Source organism: Peptostreptococcaceae bacterium (assembly GCA_016649995.1).
In the GTDB taxonomy this organism is placed as follows: domain Bacteria; phylum Bacillota; class Clostridia; order Peptostreptococcales; family BM714; genus BM714.
The window spans coordinates 60,433-79,345 of record JAENWJ010000001.1 but is presented as its reverse complement, the minus strand read 5'-3'; the positions used below and the strand labels follow the sequence as shown (position 1 = coordinate 79,345).

Annotated in this window: 17 protein-coding genes; 3 read left to right on the top strand and 14 right to left on the bottom strand. The window is 37.5% G+C overall.

Annotation, left to right across the window (positions count from 1 at the left end; all coding sequences use genetic code 11):
• Positions 1-180: 180 nt before the first annotated feature.
• Together JJE29_00375 and lexA are read left to right on the top strand one after the other, a co-directional pair.
• Positions 181-1,293 carry a tyrosine-type recombinase/integrase gene (locus JJE29_00375; protein MBK5251091.1) on the top strand — a complete coding sequence of 371 codons (1,113 nt, stop codon included), beginning with the start codon at positions 181-183 and terminating at the stop codon, positions 1,291-1,293.
• A 75-nt stretch (positions 1,294-1,368) separates the two neighbouring features.
• Entirely contained in the window at positions 1,369-1,992 is a 624-nt protein-coding gene (lexA, locus tag JJE29_00370; GenBank protein ID MBK5251090.1) for a transcriptional repressor LexA, read from the top strand.
• Between the two features lie 66 nt (positions 1,993-2,058).
• Here lexA and JJE29_00365 read toward each other — a convergent pair whose 3' ends face one another.
• The 6 genes from JJE29_00365 to miaB all read right to left on the bottom strand — a co-directional run bounded on the left by JJE29_00365 (position 2,059) and on the right by miaB (position 10,565).
• Entirely contained in the window at positions 2,059-3,249 is a 1,191-nt protein-coding gene (locus JJE29_00365; protein MBK5251089.1) for a methionine gamma-lyase family protein, read from the bottom strand.
• Between the two features lie 228 nt (positions 3,250-3,477).
• Positions 3,478-3,729, bottom strand: a complete 252-nt coding sequence (gene hfq / locus JJE29_00360; GenBank protein MBK5251088.1) for an RNA chaperone Hfq — start codon at positions 3,727-3,729, stop codon at positions 3,478-3,480.
• Positions 3,730-3,749: 20 nt separating this feature from the next.
• Positions 3,750-4,685: a tRNA (adenosine(37)-N6)-dimethylallyltransferase MiaA gene (miaA, locus tag JJE29_00355; protein ID MBK5251087.1), complete on the bottom strand. Its 936-nt coding sequence runs from the start codon at positions 4,683-4,685 to the stop codon at positions 3,750-3,752.
• A gap of 21 nt (positions 4,686-4,706) precedes the next feature.
• Positions 4,707-6,569 (bottom strand): DNA mismatch repair endonuclease MutL, encoded by a 1,863-nt coding sequence (gene mutL / locus JJE29_00350; GenBank protein MBK5251086.1) that lies wholly within the window; start codon positions 6,567-6,569, stop codon positions 4,707-4,709.
• A 14-nt stretch (positions 6,570-6,583) separates the two neighbouring features.
• The gene (mutS, locus tag JJE29_00345) at positions 6,584-9,205 is read right to left on the bottom strand and encodes a DNA mismatch repair protein MutS (GenBank protein ID MBK5251085.1); all 2,622 of its coding nucleotides are present in this window, start codon (positions 9,203-9,205) and stop codon (positions 6,584-6,586) included.
• 28 nt (positions 9,206-9,233) lie between these two features.
• On the bottom strand, positions 9,234-10,565 hold the full coding sequence (gene miaB / locus JJE29_00340; protein MBK5251084.1) for a tRNA (N6-isopentenyl adenosine(37)-C2)-methylthiotransferase MiaB: 1,332 nt from the start codon (positions 10,563-10,565) through the stop codon (positions 9,234-9,236).
• 221 nt (positions 10,566-10,786) lie between these two features.
• On the opposite strand from miaB, the gene JJE29_00335 reads away from it, so the two are divergent.
• Positions 10,787-11,980, top strand: coding sequence for a pyridoxal phosphate-dependent aminotransferase (locus JJE29_00335; GenBank protein ID MBK5251083.1), 1,194 nt, complete (start codon positions 10,787-10,789; stop codon positions 11,978-11,980).
• 75 nt (positions 11,981-12,055) lie between these two features.
• Here JJE29_00335 and JJE29_00330 read toward each other — a convergent pair whose 3' ends face one another.
• The 8 genes from JJE29_00330 to ffh all read right to left on the bottom strand — a co-directional run bounded on the left by JJE29_00330 (position 12,056) and on the right by ffh (position 18,898).
• Entirely contained in the window at positions 12,056-14,104 is a 2,049-nt protein-coding gene (locus JJE29_00330) for a bifunctional 4-hydroxy-3-methylbut-2-enyl diphosphate reductase/30S ribosomal protein S1 (GenBank protein MBK5251082.1), read from the bottom strand.
• A gap of 14 nt (positions 14,105-14,118) precedes the next feature.
• Entirely contained in the window at positions 14,119-14,733 is a 615-nt protein-coding gene (locus JJE29_00325; protein MBK5251081.1) for a 1-acyl-sn-glycerol-3-phosphate acyltransferase, read from the bottom strand.
• Between the two features lie 29 nt (positions 14,734-14,762).
• The gene (locus tag JJE29_00320) at positions 14,763-15,410 is read right to left on the bottom strand and encodes a (d)CMP kinase (protein ID MBK5251080.1); all 648 of its coding nucleotides are present in this window, start codon (positions 15,408-15,410) and stop codon (positions 14,763-14,765) included.
• A 245-nt stretch (positions 15,411-15,655) separates the two neighbouring features.
• The gene (trmD, locus tag JJE29_00315) at positions 15,656-16,414 is read right to left on the bottom strand and encodes a tRNA (guanosine(37)-N1)-methyltransferase TrmD (GenBank protein MBK5251079.1); all 759 of its coding nucleotides are present in this window, start codon (positions 16,412-16,414) and stop codon (positions 15,656-15,658) included.
• Positions 16,414-16,914 (bottom strand): 16S rRNA processing protein RimM, encoded by a 501-nt coding sequence (gene rimM, locus JJE29_00310; protein ID MBK5251078.1) that lies wholly within the window; start codon positions 16,912-16,914, stop codon positions 16,414-16,416. Before rimM ends, trmD begins: the two co-directional genes overlap by 1 nt.
• Before the next feature lie 68 nt (positions 16,915-16,982).
• Positions 16,983-17,213 carry a KH domain-containing protein gene (locus JJE29_00305; GenBank protein MBK5251077.1) on the bottom strand — a complete coding sequence of 77 codons (231 nt, stop codon included), beginning with the start codon at positions 17,211-17,213 and terminating at the stop codon, positions 16,983-16,985.
• A gap of 21 nt (positions 17,214-17,234) precedes the next feature.
• The gene (gene rpsP / locus JJE29_00300; protein MBK5251076.1) at positions 17,235-17,513 is read right to left on the bottom strand and encodes a 30S ribosomal protein S16; all 279 of its coding nucleotides are present in this window, start codon (positions 17,511-17,513) and stop codon (positions 17,235-17,237) included.
• Between the two features lie 47 nt (positions 17,514-17,560).
• Positions 17,561-18,898: a signal recognition particle protein gene (ffh, locus tag JJE29_00295; GenBank protein MBK5251075.1), complete on the bottom strand. Its 1,338-nt coding sequence runs from the start codon at positions 18,896-18,898 to the stop codon at positions 17,561-17,563.
• Positions 18,899-18,913 lie beyond the last annotated feature (15 nt).

The window sequence follows — 18,913 nt, the reverse complement described above, 5'->3', positions numbered from 1 at the left end:
CTTATCTTACGTAGTAGGAGAGTTTTTGAGTTTTATTGACATTCAACTATTCCTAAAATATACTAAGAGCGTCACACATTCCGCGACGACTCTGTACCACAATATAACAGTATTGTAAAAGGTAACCTACTGAATATTAATTGTATATTTAGGGAATAGTTAATAAGGGGGAAATTATTCATGTTAAACAAAATTCTAAAGGTTCACAATAAATCGTCGAAACCTACCAACGTGGTCGCCTATGAACATGGCATTATTCAGGAATGCCTGGAACTCGAAAAACTTCTTCCAGACTATTTATACGATTATTTTTTGTATCTCCAGAGTTCGGTTGCAATTTCTACACGGCTTGCCTATTTGCTTGATTTAAAATTTTTCCTTAACTATATGATAAGCGAAAGTCCTCTTTCTTCGGCTTCTTCAATCCGAGAGATTCCCATAGATGACATTAAAAGCATAACGGCAAAGGATGTCAATCGATATATTGGTGGATATTGTTCAAGATATCTAATTGAACAGGGAAAACAGTCAATAATTATGGAAAACCATAATCGATCGCTATCAAGGAAAAAATCATCATTAAGCGTGCTTTTTAAATTCCTATATCGCGAAGAAATTATGCCTAGCAATATAACTGATGCTTTCAACCCGATAAAGTTGCCAAAACCGCAACCTGATGCGATTAAGAGGCTTGATATAGCCGAGGTTCGCATAATGTTCGACTGTGTAGCAAGTGGAAAAGGTTTAACTGAAAAAGAAATGGTATATTGGGAAAAAACAAGGCACAGGGATATGCTGATACTGCTTTTGTTCACAACATATGGACTGCGTCTTATGGAGCTTCAGCAATTAAATATTTCATCTTTCAATTTAAGCCGCGGAGAATTCCTTATTTACAGAAAAAGAGGCAAAGAATCGGCAATGCCAATAAACAAGTCGGTTGAGGGCGCATTTACAGACTACCTTAATATTGAACGGAGCCGGTACGCATCCAAAGGGGAAGACGCACTTCTTCTCTCTATGCAAAAAAAACGCCTTACTCAAAGGGCAATAAGGGATATCGTAAAAAAATATACAGCTATCGCTTTAGGAACGACCAAGGAAAACGGATACAGTCCGCACAAGCTTAGAGCAACCGCTGCGACATCATTGATTGAGGAAGGCTTTTCCATCTACGATGTGAAAAATTTACTAGACCATGACAATGTCACTACCACACAATTGTATTCAGCCCACAAAAGAGATCAAAAACGCGAAATTATCAAGAATTTTGAATGGCTTGAAAACGATTAATCGAACCTATGTTTGCATATGGATTGTTTTATGTGTTATAATCAAAGAAGTAAATCTTTGAGGGAGGCGCAGTTTATGTATCAGGATTTGACAGTCAAGCAGGTCAACATCATAGAATTCATTGTTGAAGAGGTAAATAAAAAAGGGTATCCGCCTTCAGTCAGGGAAATTTGCAAAGCTGTCGGATTGAAGTCCACTTCTTCTGTTCACAATCATTTAGTTACTCTTCAGAAGTTGGGATATATAAAGAGGGATGCAACCAAAACTAGAGCAATAGAGCTTAATGATCAAAAGCTGAACATTCAAGGCAAGGGAAAAGAAGGCGTCGTAATGGTTCCAGTTGTAGGTTCAGTCGCAGCCGGCACACCCATTTTGGCTGTTGAAAATATTGATTTCCATTTTCCTATTCCTGAACAATTTTCGAAAGATGGAACTTACTTCATGCTTAGAATAAGCGGAGACAGTATGATTGAAGCAGGCATACATGACCAAGATTATGTCTTGGTAAAACAAAAACACGATGCTGAGAATGGAGACATGGTCGTTGCGCTTTTAGACGATTCCGCTACAGTAAAAACATTCTACAGAGAAAAAGACCATATAAGGCTTCAGCCTGAGAACAGTTCAATGAATCCTATAATTGTAACAGATGATTTAATGGTTCTAGGACAAATTAAAGGCGTATTTAGGTTTATGTAAAATATCACAATATTTAGCCCATGCAGTTTACAAATGCATGGGCTTTTTAGCATAATTACAAGTTTTTTATTCTATGGACAAATGCCCTTTTTCAATCAGATTTTGTAGAGCCTTCATCAAGCCTATCCGAGCATGATCATAGGTGAGACCTCCCTGGAAATAAGCGATATATGGAGGCGTAAGAGGGGAATCAGCACTCAGTTCGATTGATGAACCCTGCACGAATGTCCCAGCGGCCATTATCACCTGAGTTTCATACCCCGGCATATCCCATGGAATAGGGCGGACATACGAATCGACAGGCGAGGATGCCTGTATAGCTTCGCAAAAGCAAATTACGGCTTCCTTAGTATTTAGCTTGACGGCCTGGATTATATCGCTCCGCTCATCGGAAAGCCCCGGATATGTTTCAAAACCAAGTTTTTCAAACATGCAGGCGCAAAGCAAAGCGCCCTTCAAAGCCTCTGTTACCGTATGTGGAGCCATGAATAAGCCTTGGAAAAAATGACGGTTCATTCCAAAAGACAATCCACATTCCTTCCCAATTCCGGGAGACGTCATTTTATGTGATATGAGCTCAATCAGCTTGCTTTTTCCAACTATATATCCACCGGTCATTGCCAATCCGCCACCGGGATTCTTGATAAGTGAACCAGCTGCCAAATCAAAGCCAATTTCAGTAGGTTCTTTCTTTTCCAAAAATTCGCCATAGCAATTGTCAACCATCAGAATAGCTTCAGGGACTTTTAGCCTTACAAAATCGGATAAAGCTTTCATCTTATTTATACTAATGGCTTTCCGCCAATCATAGCCTGTTGATCGCTGGACATAAATCATCTTTGGATTCGATTCAAGTGCTTTTTGTATTGCATCGTAATCAAATTCACCACCCGGAGTCAAATCAACCTGCTTATATTCAATCCCTATTTCTGAAAGTGTGGATGGCTGTGAACCGTTAATTCCTATCAATGTTCTTATTGTGTCATATGGTAGACCGGTAACAGAAAGCATTTGATCGCCCGGCCGGAGCGTTCCAGTAAGGCATAGGGAAATCGCATGAGTACCATTGACGATAATGGGTCGAACAAGTGAATCTTCCGTGCGGAAAACATCGGAGTAAATTCTTTCGAGGGTGTCCCTTCCCTTTTCATTGTAGCCATATCCGCTGTTCCAAGTGAAATCAGTATCGCTTAGACGGTTTTCCTGCATAGCAAGAAGAACCTTATATTGATTGTAGGCCCTTGTATCTGCAAGCATTTCAAAATTGCTTTTTATTTCTTTTTCGCATTTTTTAACAAAATTCAACACATTTTCCCCAATTCCGAAAAGAGTTTCGGGGGGGGGTTCATTTATTGGCACTTCTTTCACCCGCTTTCAAAAAAAAACGAACGGCATTTACGCCGTCCGGAATTGCCGCAAGTCTTTTCTTTTAATCTTATTTAAAATTTTGCATTACTTAAATTGTTGCATTCCTATCAAGGCAAACTACTCTTCCTCAGAATCCGTATTAATGAATTGGTTTATGTTCACACGCTTTGACGGAATTATTGTGGAAATGGCATGCTTGTAGATCATTTGCTGGCTTCCGTCATTTTCTATGACGATTGTATAGAGGTCGAATCCTTTCACATAGCCTTTTAACTGGAAACCGTTTGTAAGGAAAATAGTAAGAAGTATCTTGTCTTTTCTGGACTGATTGAGTATAATATCCTGCAAATTAAGTACGTTTTTCATGATGATTCATATCCCCCTTTAATTTATGTTTGTCTGACAAAATCTTTTGTCTTTATCAACAAATTATTTAAAATTTCTTCTTCCGAGCCGTTTGCATCAATCCAAACAGCTTCTCTATATCTTCTCAGCCAAGTCAGCTGTCGTTTTGCATAATGTCTTGAATTTAACTTAATTCTATAAATCATCTCTTCTTTATCTATTTTCCACGACAAGTGTTCAAGTACTTCCTTGTATCCAATCCCCTTCATTGCTTTATGATTCTCGTCAAGTCCAATTTCAGTCAATCGGACAACTTCATCGACAAGCCCAGCTTCCATCATTATTTCTACCCTTAAGTTTATTCTATCATACAACAGATTTCTCTCTCTATGCAAACAAAATAATAATACGTCATATTTTGGACTAGGATACAGATCTTTTGCGAATTTCTTTATTGTGGAACCTGTGCTGCGATGCACCTCAAGCGCCCGTATCACCCTTTTAAAATTGTTAGGGTGTATGATTTCCGCAGAATCAGGATCTATTTTCTTTAGAAGAGCGTGAAGATATGTGCTTCCTTTCTCTTCATTAAGCTTCAGAAGATTATTCCTGTATTCCTGATCAAATGTTGCATTTGAAAAATCCATATTATAGATCAACGAACTAATGTAGAGCCCAGTGCCGCCTGCAATAACCGGAATTTTTCCGTTTTCATGCAAATTGCGGATTGCTTTTTCCGCTTGTTCCTTGTATAAGGCAACAGAATAATCGTTTTCAAGTGGATCGGCTACATCAATCATGTGGTGCTTAACTCTACTTAGCTCATCTATTGTAGGTTTGGCTGTACCTATGTCCATATATTTATATACCTGCATTGAATCGGCAGAGATTATTTCTGTTTCAAAAGCCTCGGCCAATTCTATAGCATAGCCGGTTTTTCCCACTGCTGTAGGTCCTGCTATGATGATAATTTTGTTCATCAAAATGGCTCCCTTCATTTTTTATCTGTTAAAATATTTCCCGATTTCCGTTATGCTTATCCGAACGACAGTCGGGCGTCCATGTGGACAGGTATATGGATTCTCTAGATTATCCATATTTGCAAGAAGAGTCATTATTTCAATATTTTCGAGTCTGTCATTGGCCTTGATTGCTGCGTGGCAGGCACGCACAGCTATAGAATAAATCATTTCATCCGATTTCATAGAATCGATGTAAGTAGTTTTTAAAAGCATATTTTTCAATTCTTCAAGGAAAGCAATCGCTGTACGCATATTAAAAATCGACGGTATTTCGCGTACCAAAAGTACATTCGGACCAAAATCTTCAATTGAAAATCCAATTAAAAAAAGTGCACTTTTCGATTCAATCAGCAGATTTTTTTCTGTTTCCGACATGTTTAAAATGTACGGCTCCAAGAGTACTTGTGATGGAATTGATTTGTCCTTCAATTGACTTTTGAATGTTTCATAAATCACCTTTTCATGGGCGGCATGTTGGTCAATGAGTATCATTTCACCCGCTAACGCGTCTTCGCAAATAATATATGAATTGAAGATTTGGCCTATTATCTTTAAGCTTTTGAAAAAATTCATATTCCTAGATGGTTGCGTTTTCAAATAATGATTATTTCTTTGAGGCAGACTCTGCTCAGCTGCGATGTTTCCAAGAATCGTTTCAAAAGCCGTTTGCACTTCGCTTTCATTTTTACCTTCTACCTTTTCAAGATCCTTTGCCAAATAAGGGGCGTCAGTTTCCAAAAAATGATTTGAAGACTCAGGAGAATTGACAATTGCATTGCCAAGCGTTTGTTTTTCGAGATTCCCTCTTGCAAAAGCATTGGGTTTTGGCCATATAGTTTCCTCCCCAATCCATGAATGATTATTTATCAGCTCGGAAAATGCTGAGCGGAATAACTCCCGAAGTGGTTCTTCATCCTTGAATTTGATTTCAGTTTTGTTTGGGCTAATGTTTATATCTATGGATGATGGATGTATTTCCAAAAAAAGAAATGCTATGGGATACCTTCTTTTTTCAAGAATATGAAAAAAAGCACCGTTTAAAAGTTCTGATATAAGAGCACTCTTAATCCATCTTCTGTTTACATAGATTGATTGCAAATTCCTGTTGGAGTGGCTGTTTTGAAGATTTGAAACAAGACCATGAATATGCATGTCCTTGTGGAAATGGTCTATCCGCGCAAGATTATTTGCAATTTTCTTCCCATATATTGAATAAATAGTGTCCTGGAGGTTCCTATTTCCAGGGGTCGTATATAAATGCTTCTTGTCCGAAATCAAACGGAATGAAATATGGTGTTGCGCAGACGCCAAGTGATTTACTACATCGATTATATTATTGGATTCAATAGTATCTGATTTGAGGAATTTAAGCCTTGCCGGAATCTTTGAAAATATACTTTTACAGATTACGGTGGTTCCATCTATTGTTCCTATGTCTCCAATCTCAAGTAATCCACCATTTTTCATTAAGGCTCTTTTTCCTACTGTGCTTTGACGCGTCTTTGTTATTATTTCCATATTCGAAACTGCAGCTATGCTTGCCAAAGCCTCGCCCCTGAAACCAAGACTTTTTATTTCAAAGAGATCTCTTTCTTCGAAAAGCTTGCTTGTGGCATGCCTTTCAAAAGCCAAATTAAGATCATTCCCCGGTATACCCGAGCCATTATCAGTTACCCTAATAAGCTTCTTGCCTGCTTTTTCTATTTCTATTGTTATGGAATCCGCTCCTGCATCAATTGAGTTTTCAAGCAGCTCCTTAACTATGGATGCGGGATTTTCTACTACCTCTCCCGCAGCGATTTTTGCTATTAAGGCTTCATCAAGTTTTTTTATTGCATGCATATTATTCACTACCTTTACAATTTTTCCGATTCTTCCACCAAATGATTTAAAATGTTCAGAGCCTCGATTGGCGTCAAGTAATTTGTATCTATCTTTGTCACCATTTCAATGAATTGCCTGCGTTCATCAGAAAAGAAATCAAGCTGCCTCAGCTCTTTATCCTGTTTCGGCAAATCTGCTTCGGTTGCTACAAAGTTTTTATTTATGTCATGGCTTTCAAGCTCGGCAAGAATTTCAGAGGCACGGCTTACTACCTTGTAAGGCAGACCGGCAAGCTTTGCTACCTGCACTCCATAACTGTGGTTTGCTCCGCCTAGTTTTATCTTTCGAAGGAAGATTATATCATCGCCTATTTCCTTGACTGTTATGAAATAATTCTTTATTCCTTCCAATTTGCCTTCCAATTCAGTAAGTTCATGGTAATGTGTTGCAAAAAGGCTTTTTGCTCCAATATGCTTTTGGCTGTTTATATATTCGACTACAGACCATGCAATGCTCAGACCATCGTATGTGCTGGTTCCTCTTCCTATCTCATCCAATATGATAAGGCTCTTACGCGTTGCATTCGTCAATATATTGGATAATTCGCTCATTTCAACCATGAAGGTACTTTGTCCCTGTGACAAGTTGTCTGAAGCTCCTACACGAGTAAATATCCTGTCAACGATTCCTATGACCGCATTATCAGCAGGTATAAATGAGCCTATCTGCGCCATAAGCGTAATCAGTGCGACCTGCCTTAAATATGTCGATTTCCCTGCCATATTCGGCCCTGTTATTATATGAAAACGGTTGTGGTTGTTATCAAGCTCCGTATTATTAGGTATAAAGGTTTCTATGTTTGAAAACTTTTCCACTACAGGATGTCGTCCATTTTCAATATATATTCTGTCGCTAGAGTTTACCTCCGGTTTCGAGTATCCGTTATGATATGCCACATTGGCAAAAGTTGATAAAACATCTATATGAGAAAGAGCTTCAGCCGTGTTAAGCAAACGATCCACATTCTTTAGGATATCTTCTCTAACGGATTGAAATATTTCGTACTCCAGATGGTTTTTTCTCTCTTCAGCATTTATAATCTTGTCTTCCAACTCCTTAAGTTCCGGGGTAATATACCGCTCCGCATTTACAAGGGTTTGCTTCCTTATATATTCATCCGGAACCATTTCAAGATTAGATTTGGTTATTTCAATGTAATATCCGAAAACCTTGTTGAACTTTATCTTAAGCGATTTAATACCGGTAGATTCTCTCTCTCTTGTTTCAATGCTCCTGATCCATGATTTCCCATTTGACAATATATCAACAAGCGATAAAAGCTCCTCATTATATGTGCTTTTTATTATTCCGCCTTCGGTTATTGTTATTGGAGGATTCTCTGCTATCGCCGCTTCAATAAGTTCGTAGACGTCTCCTAGAGAATCCAGTGATTCATTAAGAGCTGACAGCGGTATCGAAGTCGAGTGCTTGCATAAAATATCTTTTAATTCGGGAATCTTTTTGAGAGAAACCTTTAGTGAAATCAAATCCCTTCCATTGAGATTTCCGTATACTACTTTGGATGTCAGTCTTTCTAAATCGTATATGGTTTCCAAGATTTCACGCACATCATCACTTGTTTTAAGGTCTTTGAAAAAGACATCCACGATGCTTAACCTAGTTTCTATTTCATCGTGGTTCAAAAGCGGTTCATTAATCCATTTTACAAGCAACCTTGAACCCATTGATGTTTTTGTCTTGTCCAGAACCCACAAAAGTGAACCCTTCTTCTTATCACCCATAATAGTTTTTGACAATTCAAGATTTCTAGCCGTAAAATCGTCAATAATCATAAAGTCGGAAGGATTGTAGTGTTTGACCTTTCTTATATGTGGCAAATCGACCTTTTGCGTTTCAATGACATAATCTATGAGACAACCTAAGGAAAGAACAATCTCTTTTTCCGTGTTAAGCCCAAGACTGTCAAGTGACATTATTTTAAATTGTCTCTGTATTGTTTTATTTGCATCATCATAATCGTCTTGAATTCCAACATCAGTCGTTAAAACCTGAGGCATTGCGGAATGTATAAAATCGGCCATTTTTATTGAAAGAGACGAGGCTACAATCAAAATTTCACGAGGAAATATCTTAATCAATTCGTTTTCTGCCGTTTTATAGCGAGAAATCCCCTTAAATGATGTTACGCGCAGTTCTCCTGTAGTAATATCCACATAGGAAAATCCGATTCTGTTTTTCCCCTCAGAAATTGAAAGTATATAGTTGTTTAGTGATGAATCCAACATATCGGGTTCTGTTATAGTTCCTGGAGTGATTATCTTCACTACCTCACGCTTTACTATTCCCGTAGCTTGTTTTGGATCTCCTATCTGCTCGCATATCGCTACCTTAAGGCCAAAGTTAATAAGCTTACGTATATAATTTTCGGCAGCATGGTACGGAATTCCGCACATAGGTGCACGTTCCTCCAAACCGCATGATTTTCCGGTAAGGGTTATTTCAAGAAGTTTAGAGCATGTCAAAGCATCATCGAAAAACATTTCGTAAAAGTCTCCAAGTCTGAAGAAAAGGATGCAATCCTCGTATGTCTCTTTTATTTCAATATATTGGCGCATCATAGGTGTAAGTCCCATGGAAGACTCCTTTCAAAATACTACTATGTCAACAAAGTTCACCAATCAAGGTAGCACGCTTGGCTTCTAGTATTCGGACAAGAACTATCGTTCCAATCAGGGACGAATCTCCCTTAAATGTCATAATTTTATTGCCTCGCGTTCTACCGTATACGTTTCCTGGATATTTGTCGCTTAAACCGTCTACAAGTACCTTCTCGGTGCTGCCTACTATTTTGAGATTCTTTTCGTATGCTATAGAGTTCATCTCCAATAGGGCTCTATCAAAACGCTCATGTTTTACCTTTTCCGAAATCTGGTGCGATGATTCCGCGGCCTTTGTTCCACTCCTTTTGGAATAAAGAAATATATAGGCACTGTCAAAATATACTTCTTTTGCAAGTGATAATGTATCCTCAAAGTCGGATTCCGTTTCTTCCGGAAAGCCTATTATTATGTCTGTTGACAGAGTTATTTCCGGTATGCCTTCATAAAGCTTTTTTACAAAGCCCAAGTATTGTTCTCTCGTATAATGGCGATTCATTTTATTTAGAATACTGTTGCTTCCCGATTGTACTGGCAAATGAAAATTTTCACAGATATTTTGGGAAGCTTTTATTGTGGCGATAAGTTTTTCTGTAGCATCCTTTGGGTGGGAAGTCATGAACCTAATTCGCCGAATTCCATCAATTTTATCAACATCACTAATCAAATCCGAGAAATCATAATCACTGTACAAATCCCTTCCATATGAATTCACATTCTGCCCAAGCAATGTCACTTCCAAAACTCCATCCTTTACAAGAGATGAAATTTCATCGATAATAGCCTCTTTTCCACGGCTTCTTTCACGTCCTCTTGTATATGGAACAATACAGTATGAACAGAAATTGTTGCATCCATACATAATATTCACAGAGGCTTTGAATTTGTATTTTCGGATTGATGGAATTCCTTCAACTATAGTTTTAGGCTTATCCCAAACTTCCACTAACGGTCCCTTGGAATTCTTTTTTTCCAGCACTTTTTCAAACAAGAGCGGAAATCTGTGTATATTATAGGTTCCGACTATCAAATTTACAAATGAAAGATCCTTTTTTATTTTATCTATTACATGTGGCTGCTGCATCATGCATCCTGCAATGATAATTTTGAGATCAGGCTTTTGCTTTCTAAAATTTTTCAACCTTCCAATGTTTCCAAGCACTTTTCTTTCAGCAGTCTCCCTTACACAACATGTGTTGAAAAGAACTATGTCTGCATCCTTAAGCTTTTTAACCTCAATGTGGCCCATTTGTTTGAACATTCCGGAATATCTCTCCGAATCATGTTCATTCATTTGGCAACCCCATGTTCGTATATAGTATTTCAATTGTTGCATTTATTATCCTCTCCCAGTCCAAATAAATAGTGATACGCTTTTTAAGAACGTATCTCGTATCATTATACCAATTAATAGCGCAAAATCCAACAGGGTTGCTCTATGTAAAAATTATTGCAATATTATGGTATTAATAAGAAATTATTTAAAATCGAGTGTTGATTTATGATATTATTAAGCTGGTTGATATATTATTTAAAACATTAATAGGGGGTAAAAAAATGAAATTTTCTGGAAGAATCACAGACATGCAACAGTCTCCGATAAGGAAATTGGTTCCAATCGCAGAGGCCGCAAAAAAGAGAGGCAAAAAAGTTTATCACTTAAACATCGGGCAACCGGATGTAAAAACACCGGAAGTTTTTTTTGATGCATTAAAGAATTTCGACGAGGAAGTTTTAGCTTACAGTTTTTCACAAGGCAGTCCTGAATTGCTAGAGAGCTTCAGCGAATACTATAAGACTTATGGAATCGACTTTGACCCTGCCGACATACTGGTTACAAATGGTGGCAGCGAGGCTTTGGTTTTTGCAATGCTTGCTATTTGCGACAACGGAGATGAAGTTCTGGTTCCGGAACCATTCTACACTAACTACAACGGCTTTGGAAATGTTACTGGAGTAAATGTAGTTCCTATAACTACAAAAGCCGAAAAAGGATTCGACCTTCCTTCTAAAGAGGAAATCAAAAAATTAATAACTGCAAAAACCAAGGGAATACTTCTTTCCAATCCCGGAAATCCTACTGGCGCAGTATACTCGAAAGAACAATTAAACATAGTTCGAGACTTGGCCAAGGAAAATAATTTGTACATCATTGCAGATGAAGTATATAGAGAATACATATTTGACGACTTCCCATACATGAGTTTTGCACAATTTGACGATATCTCAGACAGGGTTATAATCATCGACAGTATATCAAAGCGCTACTCCGCATGTGGAGCTAGAATAGGTTCAATTGCCTCTAAAAACAAGGATTTAATTGCACAGGTACTGAAACTTTGCCAAGGAAGACTTTGTGTTCCTACAATCGAGCAACTCGGTGCTGCCGCACTCGCAAAAGTTCCTAAAGAATACTTTGATAAAACAAAAGAAGAATATAGACAAAGAAGGGATATCGTTTACGCTGCGCTTCAAGAAATGCCCGGAGTTGTTTGTGAACTTCCCCACGGAGCTTTCTATATAATGGCAAAATTACCTGTCAAGAATGCCGAGAAATTTGTTATTTGGATGCTTGAAGAATTTGATGTGGATGGAGAGACTGTAATGTTTGCTCCTGCTGAAGGATTCTACGGAACTCCAGGTCTTGGTGTTGATGAAATAAGGATGGCTTATGTTCTTAACCAAGAATCGTTGAAAAAAGCAATGAATATATTAAAGCTGGGATTGGAAGCTTATCCAGACAAAAAATAGTCTTATAGCTGAAAAGCAAAACATAAAAGTGGGGGTTCCAATTGGAACCCCCACTTTTATGTTAATATACTTGATCTATTGATTTTTCTTCGACTCAAGCATGTCTCCTATTGTTATGGTATTATCTTCTTTGACGCTTTCCGGAATTTCGAGGTTGTCATTCTCTTCTTCATCAACTTCCTCTACAGATGACTCTTCTCCAGCTTCATCCTCTGCAGCATCTTTGATGGAAAGACTTATACGCTGTTTTTCTTTGTCAATGCCAAGAATTTTAACTTCAACTTCCTCGTTTACTTTTAGTGCATCTGAAGTTGTTTTTACATGTTCTTTTGAAATTTGCGAAATATGAACAAGTCCTTCAAGACCCGGTTCTATTTCAACAAATGCTCCAAAGTCTGTCAAATTGACAACTCTTCCACTTATGATGTCACCAATGTTGTATTTGGTATTTACCAAAGACCACGGATCCGGAAGAATTTGCTTAAGGCTAAGCGAAATCTTGTTGCTCTCTTTGTCTAGACCAATGATAACAACTTCTATATCATCGCCAACTTTCAAAAGTTCGCCCGGGTTCTTGATTCTTCCCCATGAAAGCTCCGAAATATGAACCAAACCGTCTATGCCGCCTATATCGACGAAAGCGCCGAATTTAGCAAGTCTTTTAACCTTCCCTTGAAGCTTCTGATTAACTTCGAGTTCAGCCCAAAGGGATTCGAGTTCTTTCTTTCTTCCCTGCTCGAGCACTTCTTTGTGTGAAAATACTACATTTCTTTTCTCTTTATTGAATTCGATGATTTTTACTTCAATTTCCTCATTTACAAAAGCGTTTAGATTGCTTACATAATTGAGTGAAAGATGCGAAGCCGGAATGAAGCCCCTAATGTCTTCAAAGTAGGCTATTATGCCTCCCTTGACTACTTCTTTTGTGAATACCTTAACAGGCTTGCCTTCATCGAGATAGACTTTCAAATCATCCCATTGCTTGAGGGCATCTACCCTTTTTCTTGAAAGGAGAACATTTCCCTCGCCGTCATCCGATTTTATAACCATGACTTCGATTTCATCGTCTTCATTAAGTATATCTTTAAGATTAACTCCTTCTTCAGAGGTCAATTCTCTTTTCGGAATAATACCATCAGATTTATAGCCAATGTTGACTACAACTTCATCATCTGAAATTTGTACGACTTTCGCTTTGAGAATCTCACCCCTCCTCGGCACTCTCAGAGACTTCTCAATCTCCTCAAGCATCTCATTCATCAAGTTTTCATTTTCCATAGTTTGCCTACCTACCTTTATTTTAATTTTTTTGATAACATCATTAATTATCCAATCAGGAGTTGATGCTCCTGCGGATATCCCGAGTATTTCAACATCTTTAATCCATTCAAAATCCAGTTGCTCTGCAGTTTCTATATGGTGGCTCTCGGGACAATATTTTTTGCTGAGTTCAAACAATTTTTGTGTGTTTGAACTGTGTAATCCACCGATTATTAACATGACATCGGCCGTCTGCGATAAATCAATGCAAGATTTCTGTCTGTTCCTAGTTGCAACACATATAGTGTTAAACAATTGCACATCCTTTGAAAGCTTTGAAATAAGGTTTGTCAGCCTATTCCATTTCTCTATATTCAAAGTGGTTTGCGCAACTATGCTTATTCTATCACAATTTGAGATTGAATCAATGTTTGATTCATCATTTATTACAACTGCTTCGTTTTGACACCATCCGTTGATTCCAATGACTTCAGGATGGTCCGGATTTCCGAGAATAACAACCTGTCGGCCTTGCTCAAATTCAGATGCAACTATTTCCTGCACTTTTCGGACATATGGACATGTGGCGTCTACTATTTCTATATTTAATTTCTTGGCTTTTTCATATACGCTTAGTGGAACACCATGCGACCTTATGATCAAAGGACCCTCTTCCACTTCCTCAATCGAGTTGGCAATGAATACACCCCGCTCTTCCAAATACTCAATGACCTGATTATTGTGAATAAGCGGGCCAAGGGTATGTATTCGTTTTTCATTTAAATCGGCAAGGCCAACAGTTTTTTCCATTGCGCGTTTTACACCAAAACAAAATCCTGAATTGTCGGATATGATTATTTTCATGAAACCTCCATCTGCTATTTGCTATTTGCACTGAAGTTTGATTCCTTTAGGATGTATATGTTTTTCATGATATCGTCACTTATCGATTGATATTTTTCTTTTGGTATTTTTTTTGTAGAATAATACTCTTCAAGACTTATCTTTTTACCTATAACAATACTTATCCTTGTAAAAATTCTATAGTTTTTCTCTGCTGTTATTGCGACAGGAAGCACATTTTTTTTTGCGTTGATAGCAATGATTGCCACTCCGGCTTTTGCTCCGGGCGTGCCGGACAGGTTGCGTGTACCTTCCGGGAAAATTCCCAGTATCTTCCCTTCACGCAGTATTTTGACGGCAGTTTTTATGGCTTTCAAATCGCTTCCATTTCTATCCACAGGAAATGCATTGAGCTTTCTTACAAGAAAGCTCAGTATATGAGATTCAAATAATTCTTTTTTTGCCATAAAATGAAGTACATCCGGATAATAGCTGCCTATAAGAAGCGGGTCGAACCAACATGAATGGTTCGCGCATAAAACATATCCATCACCAGACTCAGGAATATTTTCATAACCTTGTACATCAATATTGTAAAAAATGCCAAATAGAAACTTGAAAAATATTTTTGCAAATTGCACAAAATTCACTTAATGTCCTCCTATTTACCGAAAACTGCTTATTTAATACGAGACATAATCTCTTCTACGACTTCTCCAATGCCAAGCTTATCAGTGTCAATAAGATGTGCATCCTCGGCCCTTTTAAGTGGGCTTATTTCGCGCGACGAGTCCATATGATCCCTTCTTTCGATGTCATTAAATATTTGTTCAATCGGTATGCTTATTCCTTTGCCTCGTAATTGATTATATCTTCTTCGTGCCCTTTCTTCAGGAGAAGCCGTAAGAAAAAATTTGTATTTGGCATTAGGAAAGACAATAGTTCCTATATCCCTTCCATCCATAACCACAGGATGGGCTGCAGCATATTCACGCTGCAACTCAACCAATTTCGACCGAATTTCGCTTATGGCAGAAACAGCCGATACATTTTTGTCGATTTTTTCGCTTCTTATTTGAGAAGTAACATCTTTTCCATCTAAAAAGATTTTCGATTTATTGAATTCAATTTGCGTATTATTAAGCAATAATTGAATACCCGATATGTCTTCCAATGAAATATTCGAAGACAGTATTTTCAATGTTATAGCGCGATACATCGCGCCAGTATCAATATATGTCCAACCAAGTAAAGTTGCAATTTCCCTGGCTATTGTGCTTTTGCCTGAACCAGCCGGTCCGTCTATTGCAATGCATTTGTTATTCATAAAATACCCCTATTATTCTTATTCATATTGCATTATATCTTATTTAGAGTTTGCAAACAAGAAAACAACTACCACGAAGGGTAGTATTATGACCCACAAATGATAATGTCCTCTTATACCACAAATGATTATGTCCCAATTATAGTATAATAAACCCTCATAAAATAGATATGAAAAAAACAGGCCCATAGAAAAAACGTAGCACAAGATTCTGGTGCTAATGTTTGCGATTTATTGGGACATTTTCAAAAGTGATTGACACTAGTTTTATCTAAAATTTTAATAATACATTTTTTTAGCGATTTTTCAATTTTTTCATCCTTCATCAAAGTTTCTATAATATCGGGGCGTTTTTCAATGGTTTCTTCTATGGCTTTTTCCAGTCGCCACTGTTCTATTAGCTTGTGATTGCCAGATATCAGTACATCCGGTACACTCATATGCCTGAAAACTTTCGGCCTTGTATAATGAGGATATTCCAAAAGAGATTTAAAGCTGAAGCTTTCTTCCTCATATCCTTTTTCACTTTTTAATACTCCCTTTTGAAGTCTTGAAATCGCATCAACAAGAACTATTGCAGGAAGTTCTCCGCCAGTCAAAACATAATCGCCAATCGATATTTCCATATCTACCATTTTATCAATGAATCTTTGGTCAACCCCTTCATAGTGGCCACATACAAGTATCAGATGATTCTTTTCTGCCAATTCTCCAACAATTTTTTGATTAAGTCTTTTTCCTTTTGGCGAAAGATATATTTTAATTGCTTCTTTATAGCAATTCATACTTTCTATAGCTGAAAACAAAGGCTGTGGCGTAAAAACCATCCCTTCACCTCCGCCATATGGTGAATCGTCAACCTGGCTATGCTTGTTGTCTGCATAATCCCTTATGTTTACAGTGTTAATATCTATTAAGTTTTGATCAATGGCCCTTCCGATAATGCTAGAGCTGAAGAATGGCTCAAATACCTCGGGAAAAAGAGTCAGTATATCTATTTTCATTAAAACATCCCCTCAATCAATTCCACTTCAACGATGCCTTTTTTCAAATTAATAGATTTTACAAAATTTTTAACTGCGGGAATTTGTATCATTTTACCGTCTTCTTTTTTTACTATATATATATCTTGGTAGGCATTCTGATTAATATCTACAATTTCTCCTATAAATTTACCATTTTCATTAACGGATAGTCCAATTAAATCAAAAACATGGTAAGTGCCATCCGGAAGTTCTCTAAGCTGAGAACGATCAATGTAAATATCACTGCCTTTAAATGCTTCGATTTCATTTATATTATCATAATCTTCGAATTTAAGAATGGCAAGTGATTTTGCATATCGTATCTTCTCAATATTTAATCTTTCAAATCCATTATCCGTATCTATATAAACATAGTCAAAATCTTCGAATCGCTCTACTTCATCAGTAAAATTTTTCGCCTTTACTTCGCCTTTTAAACCATGAGTATTTACTATTATACCAATTTTAATATATGACATTCTCTCACCATCCTAATGTTTCAATATTTTGTAAAATCGAAAAAAGGATAAGCCCTTGGGAGCTTATCCTATTGAACGATTTCCACAACGACTCTTTTATTTTCCCTGATAGCCGCCGCTTTAACAACAGTCCTTATTGCTTTGGCAATTCTGCCTTGTTTACCGATTACTTTTCCCATATCGTCAGGGGCAACCGAAAGTTCCACAATTAGAGAATGAGAACCTTCGACTTCGTTGACAGTTACCATTTCAGGATGATCAACCAATGCCTTAGCAATGACTTTTACAAGTTCTCCCACGATTACACCTCCTGATGGTTCCTATGCTTTTTTAGCTTCTTTAGCTTCTTTAAATTTTTCTAAAATGTTGTTCTTCTTGAGCAATACTCTTACTGTTTCAGTAGGTTGTGCCCCGTTAAGCAACCATTCGACAGCTTTTTCATCGTTGATTTTAACCTCTCCCGGGTCTTTCAAAGGATTATAATAACCTAACTCTTCGATGAATTTACCATCTCTTGGAGATCTTGAATCAGCTACAACAATTCTATAAAAAGGTTTCTTTTTAGCACCAATTCTTTTCAATCTAATTTTTACAGACATTTACTTCACCTCCTTGAAAATAATTATCTAAGCATAAAATCATTTATTTACATAAAAGGAATATTGAATCCTCTTTTGCCTTGTTTCTTTCCCATGCCCGAAAATTGCTTCATCATCTTTTTTGTCTGGGAAAATTGCTTTAAAAGCTTGTTTACCTGCTGAACGCTGGTTCCACTTCCGGAAGCTATTCGCTTTCTTCTTCCGCTGCTTATTATCTCTGGATTTGTACGTTCTTCCACCGTCATTGATTTTATTACAGCTTCGATTCTTGTCAATTCGTTTTCATCGACCTTCAAGTTTTTCAACTGTTTTCCGCCGACCCCAGGCATCATTTCCATAATTTGGTCAATTGGCCCCATGTTTTTCATCTGTTCCATCTGACTGAGAAAGTCATTCAAATCAAAGCTTTGTTCTTTTATCTTTTTCTGAAGTTTTCTTGCACTATCTTCAGAAAAGGTTTCTTGAGCCTTTTCTATAAGTGTGAGTACATCCCCCATACCCAAAATCCTTGAGGCCATTCTTTCAGGATAAAATGGTTCTATTGAATCAAGTTTTTCACCTGTTCCAACAAATTTTATTGGTTTTCCTGTTATAGCTTTTACCGAAAGTGCTGCTCCTCCTCTGGTATCACCATCAAGCTTTGTTAGAACAACACCTGTTATCGAAAGATCTCTGTCGAAAGCTTCGGCAACATTTACTGCATCTTGTCCTGTCATTGCATCTATTACAAGCAATATTTCCTTTGGATCAACAGCTTTCTTTATATTTATCAATTCCTGCATTAATGTTTCATCAATATGCAACCTTCCTGCCGTATCTATAAGAACTATATCATGTCCTTTTCTCTTTGCGAATTCAAGTGCCGCTTTAGAAATATTTTGCGGCAATGTAGAATCGCCCATTGAAAAAACCGGAATATCCAATTTTTCGCCGACAACTTGAAGCTGTTTTATTGCAGCAGGCCTATATATATCTCCTGCAACCAATAGAGGGTTCTTGCCAGCCTTCTTAAAGTAACCGCCCAATTTCCCCATTGTAGTCGTTTTCCCGGCGCCTTGCAGTCCAACCATCATAATGACAGTGGGTGGCTTTGAAGAAAACTCGATTTTCGTCTCGCTTGTCCCCATCAAAACCATCAATTCTTCATTAACAATTTTTATTACCTGTTGTCCAGGGGTAAGGCTCGTCATTACTTCTGATCCTACTGAACGTTCAGTGATCTTGCTTATGAATGATTTTACAACTTTATAGTTTACATCCGCTTCCAATAATGCAAGTTTTACTTCACGCATTGCCGATTTTATATCTTTTTCTGAAAGCTTACCCTTGCCTTTCAGTTTATTTAATGAATTTTGAAGTTTTTCAGCAAGGCTTTCAAACAACATACCGAATCCTCCTAA